Here is a 5,326-nt window from a genome sequence, read left to right on the forward strand (position 1 = left end):
CACCGGCCTTGACGACCTGGCCGCCGTAGCGCTTCACCCCGAGGTACTTGGGGTTATGGGTCGATGAACACCAGATCGCTGTGCGCCAGCAGGGTTTCCGGGTTGTCGGCCAGCCCGTAGGGCGGCGGGGCGAGGTCGCCGGCGTCGCCGGAGACGACGCGCCGCGGGCCGAGCAGCCCGAGGTGCAGCCACACGCTCGAGGACCCCGGGCCGCCGTTGAACGCGAAGGTCACCGGGCGGGTGGTCCCGGGTTCGGCGTCGACGACGTAGGAGGTCACGAAGACCTCGGCCTTGGCCTTGAACCCGTCGAACTTGCCGTCGGTCTGCACCTCTTCGCGCAGCACGACGCGCCCGGTCGTGGCGGTGTAGGACAGCTCCGCGCCGTCCACCACGATCGAGTGGTGCGTGCTGACCAGGTCGTCGGCCGGCTCCGCCGGGGTGGTGGTTTCCTTGCTCTCGTCGGTCTTGTCCGCGCTGGCTGCCATGCCGACCACATTACGTGCCGCTGAACCGGTTTTCTGCGATTTTTGAGAGGTGCCCACCGCGCCCTCCAGACTGGTCACCGACCCCGTCGGCGACCCCGCCACTGCCGCCCCGACCGCACCTCGGCTGTCCGACCTGGACCAGCTGATCACCCGCTGCACGGCCTGCCCGCGCCTGGTGGCCTGGCGCGAGGAGGTGGCCGAGGTCAAGCGCGCGGCGTTCCGCGACGAGGAGTACTGGGGCCGCCCGGTCCCGGGCTTCGGCCCGCCGGACGCCGCGATCGGCATCGTCGGCCTGGCCCCGGCGGCGCACGGCGGGAACCGGACCGGCCGCATCTTCACCGGAGACCGCAGCGGCGACGTCCTGTTCCGAGCGCTCTACGACGTCGGCCTGGCGTCGCAGCCCGAAGCGCACCACCTGGACGACGGCCTGCAGCTGTTCCGCACCAGGATCACGGCCCCGGTCCACTGCGCCCCACCGGCCAACAAACCGACCCCGGCCGAACGCGACACCTGCCGCCCGTGGCTGGTCCAGGAGCTCGACCTGCTCCGCCCGACCCTGCGAGTGGTGATCGTCCTCGGAGCCTTCGGCTGGCAAGCCCTCCTCCCGGTCCTGGCCGACGCGGTGTGGCAGATCCCCCGCCCCCGCCCCAAGTTCGGCCACGAAGCCCACGCCGAACTCCCGGCAACGGACGGCGGAGCACCCCTCCACCTCCTCGGCTGCTACCACGTCAGCCAGCAGAACACCTTCACCGGAAAGCTGACCCCGGAGATGCTCCGCGGCATCCTGGAGCGGGCGAAGGAGCTGGCGGGGGTTCGGTGAGGTCCGGCACCGGCAGCGCATGACGCCTGCCGTTATTAACGTGGCCTGAGAACGTCGAGATCGTGGACTGCCACTGAAGGGGGGCTGAGGATGTCTGACGAGTGCGTCATGCCTCCGGTTCATTCCGGGGAAGTCCTGAGCGAGGAGTACTTGGAGCCGCTCGGCGTTACGCAGCACCGGTTGGCCGTGGCAATCGGCGTTCCGCCGCGTCGGATCAACGAGATCGTGCACGGCAAGCGTGGGGTCTCGGCTGACACGGCGCTGCGGCTCGCGCGCTTCTTCGGCACCTCCGAGAGGTTCTGGCTCAACCTTCAGTCGCGCTACGACTTGGAACGTGAGAGGGACGCCCTCGCCGACACGTTGGCCCGGATCCAACCGCTGTCCGCGTGACAGCGCATCAAGCGCCCGTGATGTCTGCGCGAAGTTTCGAGATCTGCATCGATGCCAACGATCCCCAGTTGCTGCGGCGGTTCTGGTGCGCGGCGTTGGGCTACGTCGAGCAGGTCACGGCTGAAGGGGCTGTTGATCTGGTCGATCCTTCCGGGCGGGGGCCGACGCTGTGGTTTCAGCAGGTCGCCGAGACCAAGACCACGAAGAACCGCGTTCACCTGGACATCCGGGTTCCCGACGCGGACCGCCGGACATTGGTCTCCCAGCTGTGCGAGCTGGGCGGCCGTGAAATTCGCACTGCTCCCAGGTTCACCGTTCTGGCCGATCCTGAGGGCAACGAACTCTGCCTGACGGAGTGACCTCTCGGACACGTCGCCATGGTCGACGTCCCTTCGCTTCACGGCCGAACAGCCCGGTCCGCTGACTTCGGTTCGACGCGTCGATGCGGAAGATCAGTCCAGGACTCGGGCCAGTTCGGCGAGTCTGGCGGCATGTCCGGGTAGGTGCTGCGTTGCCCGGACGTGGATCAGCTCGTCCCACGGGAGATGTCGGTCGGGGACGGAGTTGCCGTCGCGGTCCACGAGGCTCAGCCGCACCGGGATGCGCGCGGCGTGGTCCGGGATGCACTGGACGGTGGCGGTGAAGTAGTCCGCGTTGCGGCGGACGAGGGCGATCCGCTCCTGGTGCGAAGTGCGGCTGATCAGCGCGTTGAGCGTCGCGGGGTCCATGGCTTCGCGGTTGTCGACGACGACCGGGGCTCCGACGAGGAGGTCGCGGGCTGCGGCGGCGAGGATGCGGTCGCTGAGCGCGACGTGGGCGATCGTCCAGTCGGCGAGGGTGCGGGCCTGTTCGGTCAGCGGGGTCGCGTCGGTGATCGCTTCCGCGTTCCGGATCAGTTCGGGGTACGCGGTTTCGAGGGCGTTCGTGTTCATCGGATCTCCTCGGTGCGTCGGGCGGGGATCGCCAGGACCAGCAGGCACAGCAGGGCGATGAGGACGGCGGAGCACTGCACGGCCAGCAGCAGGCCGAGCCAGGTGGCGAGCACGCCGACACCGATCACCGGCACTCCGACGCCGAGGTAGATGAGCACGTAGAAGCTGGAGAGCACCTCGGCCTGGCGATTTGCGGGCGCGGCCTGGCTGACCGCGGTGAGGCCGCCGAGGAACGCCAAGCCCTGCCCGATCCCGGCGATGACCGTTGCGACCAGCAACAACGTCAACGAACGCAGGCCGCCTGCGACGGCGAGCAGCACGAGTCCCGCGGCCAGCAGCGGGAGGCCGACGAGCTCCAGCTTTCGTGCCCGACCGCCGTAGCCGACGAGCTGGGCCGCCGCGGAGCTCGCCAGCATCAGGGCCACCGCGGCTCCGCTGAGCAGCAGGTTCGTGCCGCGGGAGAGCTCCGCGACGTAGGTCGGGATGAGGGTGAGGAACAGTCCGATCACGGCGAAGGCGAGGAAGCTGGCTGCACCGCTGGTCGCGAACACGCCCCGAACGGCCTTCGGCACCTGCGGACGGCGTGGCTTCCACCGCGTGGCGGTGCGCCCCTGCGGCAACGAGGCGATCGCCACCGCGGCCGGCGCCAGCAGCACGATCTCGACCACGAACGGCAGCACGTGGGGAGCCGGGGCGTACTCGGCGAGCAGCCCGGCCAGCACCGGTCCCAGACCGAGCCCGCCGACTGAGGCCACTGTGGACACCAGGGCTGCTCGGCGGCGGTTGCCGGTGGGCTCGAGTTCGGCCAGCACGGCGGTCAACGTGCCCGAGGCGAAACCGAGCGAGAGGCCCTGGAGCACCCGCGCAGCGAACAGCCATGCGGTTCCGGAGGCGAGGGCGAAGGTCAGCGATCCCAGCACCGCCGTCGCAACGGCCGGTAGCAGCACGCGGCGGCGTCCGACCGCGTCCGACAACGGCCCGGCCACCAGCAGCGACGGGATCAGCGCCGCCACGTACGCCGCGAAGATCAACGTGGTGACCAGCGGGGAGAAGCCGAACTGCTGCTGGTAGCCGCGGTAGAGCGGGGTGGGCAGGTTCGTCCCGGTCAGCAGGATCAGGAGCGCGTACGCGCAAGCCCAGAACTTCCAACGGGTTTCGGATCGGACGGGTTCGCGGGTGGGCGACTGCACTTCGAGTGGCATCTGCGCTCCAGGAAGTCATGTTCGAGTTTCGCGAACATAGCACATGTTCGGAAAACTCGAACATGGTCGCTATCCTGGGGACATGGCAAGCCGCACCGCGACCGAACTCGTCCACCCCGCTCGCGACGAGCTGCGCTTCACCGACGTGATGGCCGCGCTCTCCGATCCGGTGCGCCTGGCGATCGTCGCCGGGCTCGCCGGGGCGGAGGGCGAACTCGCGTGTGCGACGTTCGCGCTGCCGGTCAGCAAGTCCACGCAGAGCGGCCACTTCAAGGTCCTCCGGGAAGCCGGTGTGATCCGCCAGCGGAACGAGGGAACCCGCCGCCTGAACAGCCTGCGCCGCGACGACCTCGAAGCCAGGTTCCCGGGACTGCTCGACCTCGCCATCCCGGAAGGGCAGGCGGTCATCGCCGACTGGTCGCGGTAGGAAGAAGGCGCCTCGTGGTCGACTTCTGGTCGGCGGGTTCCGGCGTCGAAAAACCCAGTGCGTACGGGTGATTCGGTGGTCACACTGGCTCGATGGATCGCCAAACGCTGAGCTTCCTGGCCCACGTCGACCACCCCATCGCGGCTCCGCTGTCCGATTCGAACGTGGGACGGTTGCTCCGGCAGGTCGGGTGCTCGCCCGGTGCCTCCGTGCTCGATCTCGGTTGTGGCGCAGGGGAATGGGTGCTCCGCGCCCTGGAGGAATATCCGACGGCGCGTGCTTTCGCCGTGGACACGTCGGAACCGGCGCTGCGGCGAGCCGAGGAGACCACCCGGGATCGCGGGCTCCGGGGCCGGGTGATCTACGCGCAGGGCGATGCGCGGGAGTACCGACCGCCGAAGGCGTGCGACCTCGTGATGTGCGTCGGTGCAACGCATGCCTTCGGGGGATTCGAGGAAACGTTGCGGGCCGTCGACGAGCACGTCGCACCTGGTGGCACGGTCCTCATCGGTGAGGGGTTCTGGGAACGGTCTCCGACTAGGGCGGCGCTGGACGCGCTCGACGCGGTGCCCGAGGACTTCCAGGACCTCGCGGGGACCGTGGAGACTGCGGAGAAGGCCGGCTGGACACCGGTGTACGGGCACGTCAGCGAGCTCGGCGAGTGGGACGAGTACGAGTGGTCCTGGACCGGCTCGCTGACCCGGTGGGCCCTCGACCACCCCGAACATCCGGACGCCGAAGCTGCGATCGCGGCGGCGCGCGAGCACCGCGACGGCTGGCTGCGCGGCTACCGCGGAGTCCTCGGCTTCGTCTGCCTGCTCCTCCGACGCAAGCAGGAACACCCGCCACGAGCCTGAACCCCGCGACACGCCTTCAAATCAACATCCCGACACGCCCGTCCCCGTCCGTCTCATCGGCATGTCGGGACTCGGGTGCGCCGACACCTCACCGCAGTTTCAATTGAAACTGTGATCCGCCGTGCCTGGGTTTTGCAGTTTCAATTGAAACTGCACACCCGGGCGTGTCGGGACCCCGGGGGGGGGGGGGGGGGGGGGCCCCCCCCGCCCCAG

At 69.4% G+C, this 5,326-nt stretch carries 7 protein-coding genes and 1 pseudogene; 5 read left to right on the top strand and 3 right to left on the bottom strand.

What is annotated here, in order from left to right:
• Positions 1–56: 56 nt before the first annotated feature.
• Positions 57–485 (bottom strand): annotated as a pseudogene (locus ABTZ89_RS35240) (peptidase S10); the annotation flags it as partial.
• Positions 486–609: 124 nt separating this feature from the next.
• Here ABTZ89_RS35240 and ABTZ89_RS35245 point away from each other — a divergent pair.
• The 3 genes from ABTZ89_RS35245 (at position 610) to ABTZ89_RS35255 (ending at position 2,054) form a co-directional block, all read left to right on the top strand.
• Positions 610–1,305 carry a uracil-DNA glycosylase gene (locus ABTZ89_RS35245; RefSeq protein WP_351053130.1) on the top strand — a complete coding sequence of 232 codons (696 nt, stop codon included), beginning with the start codon at positions 610–612 and terminating at the stop codon, positions 1,303–1,305.
• Positions 1,306–1,395: 90 nt separating this feature from the next.
• Positions 1,396–1,695, top strand: a complete 300-nt coding sequence (locus ABTZ89_RS35250; RefSeq protein ID WP_351053118.1) for a HigA family addiction module antitoxin — start codon at positions 1,396–1,398, stop codon at positions 1,693–1,695.
• A 20-nt stretch (positions 1,696–1,715) separates the two neighbouring features.
• Positions 1,716–2,054 carry a VOC family protein gene (locus ABTZ89_RS35255; protein ID WP_351053133.1) on the top strand — a complete coding sequence of 113 codons (339 nt, stop codon included), beginning with the start codon at positions 1,716–1,718 and terminating at the stop codon, positions 2,052–2,054.
• Positions 2,055–2,147: 93 nt separating this feature from the next.
• On the opposite strand, the gene ABTZ89_RS35260 is transcribed toward ABTZ89_RS35255, so the two are convergent.
• Together ABTZ89_RS35260 and ABTZ89_RS35265 are read right to left on the bottom strand one after the other, a co-directional pair.
• A complete protein-coding gene (locus tag ABTZ89_RS35260; RefSeq protein WP_351053121.1) occupies positions 2,148–2,627 on the bottom strand; it encodes a hypothetical protein in 480 nt (159 codons plus the stop codon).
• The gene (locus ABTZ89_RS35265; RefSeq protein ID WP_351053124.1) at positions 2,624–3,829 is read right to left on the bottom strand and encodes an MFS transporter; all 1,206 of its coding nucleotides are present in this window, start codon (positions 3,827–3,829) and stop codon (positions 2,624–2,626) included. Before ABTZ89_RS35265 ends, ABTZ89_RS35260 begins: the two co-directional genes overlap by 4 nt.
• Positions 3,830–3,911: 82 nt before the next feature.
• Between ABTZ89_RS35265 and ABTZ89_RS35270 the strand changes: the two genes are divergently transcribed.
• A complete protein-coding gene (locus ABTZ89_RS35270) occupies positions 3,912–4,256 on the top strand; it encodes an ArsR/SmtB family transcription factor (protein WP_270950051.1) in 345 nt (114 codons plus the stop codon).
• 92 nt (positions 4,257–4,348) lie between these two features.
• The gene (locus tag ABTZ89_RS35275) at positions 4,349–5,113 is read left to right on the top strand and encodes an SAM-dependent methyltransferase (protein ID WP_351053127.1); all 765 of its coding nucleotides are present in this window, start codon (positions 4,349–4,351) and stop codon (positions 5,111–5,113) included.
• Positions 5,114–5,326: the final 213 nt, after the last annotated feature.

Origin of the sequence: Saccharopolyspora sp. NPDC002686, from assembly GCF_040295745.1 — a bacterium.
Classification (GTDB): domain Bacteria; phylum Actinomycetota; class Actinomycetes; order Mycobacteriales; family Pseudonocardiaceae; genus Saccharopolyspora; species Saccharopolyspora oryzae.

Excerpts from the sequence above, each read along its gene's own strand:
- ABTZ89_RS35250 (WP_351053118.1), top strand. The coding sequence starts at position 1,396 with ATGTCTGACGAGTGCGTCATGCCTCCGGTTCATTCCGGGGAAGTCCTG.
- ABTZ89_RS35255 (WP_351053133.1), top strand. The coding sequence starts at position 1,716 with ATGTCTGCGCGAAGTTTCGAGATCTGCATCGATGCCAACGATCCCCAG.
- ABTZ89_RS35260 (WP_351053121.1), bottom strand. The coding sequence starts at position 2,627 with ATGAACACGAACGCCCTCGAAACCGCGTACCCCGAACTGATCCGGAAC.
- ABTZ89_RS35265 (WP_351053124.1), bottom strand. The coding sequence starts at position 3,829 with ATGCCACTCGAAGTGCAGTCGCCCACCCGCGAACCCGTCCGATCCGAA.
- ABTZ89_RS35270 (WP_270950051.1), top strand. The coding sequence starts at position 3,912 with ATGGCAAGCCGCACCGCGACCGAACTCGTCCACCCCGCTCGCGACGAG.
- ABTZ89_RS35275 (WP_351053127.1), top strand. The coding sequence starts at position 4,349 with ATGGATCGCCAAACGCTGAGCTTCCTGGCCCACGTCGACCACCCCATC.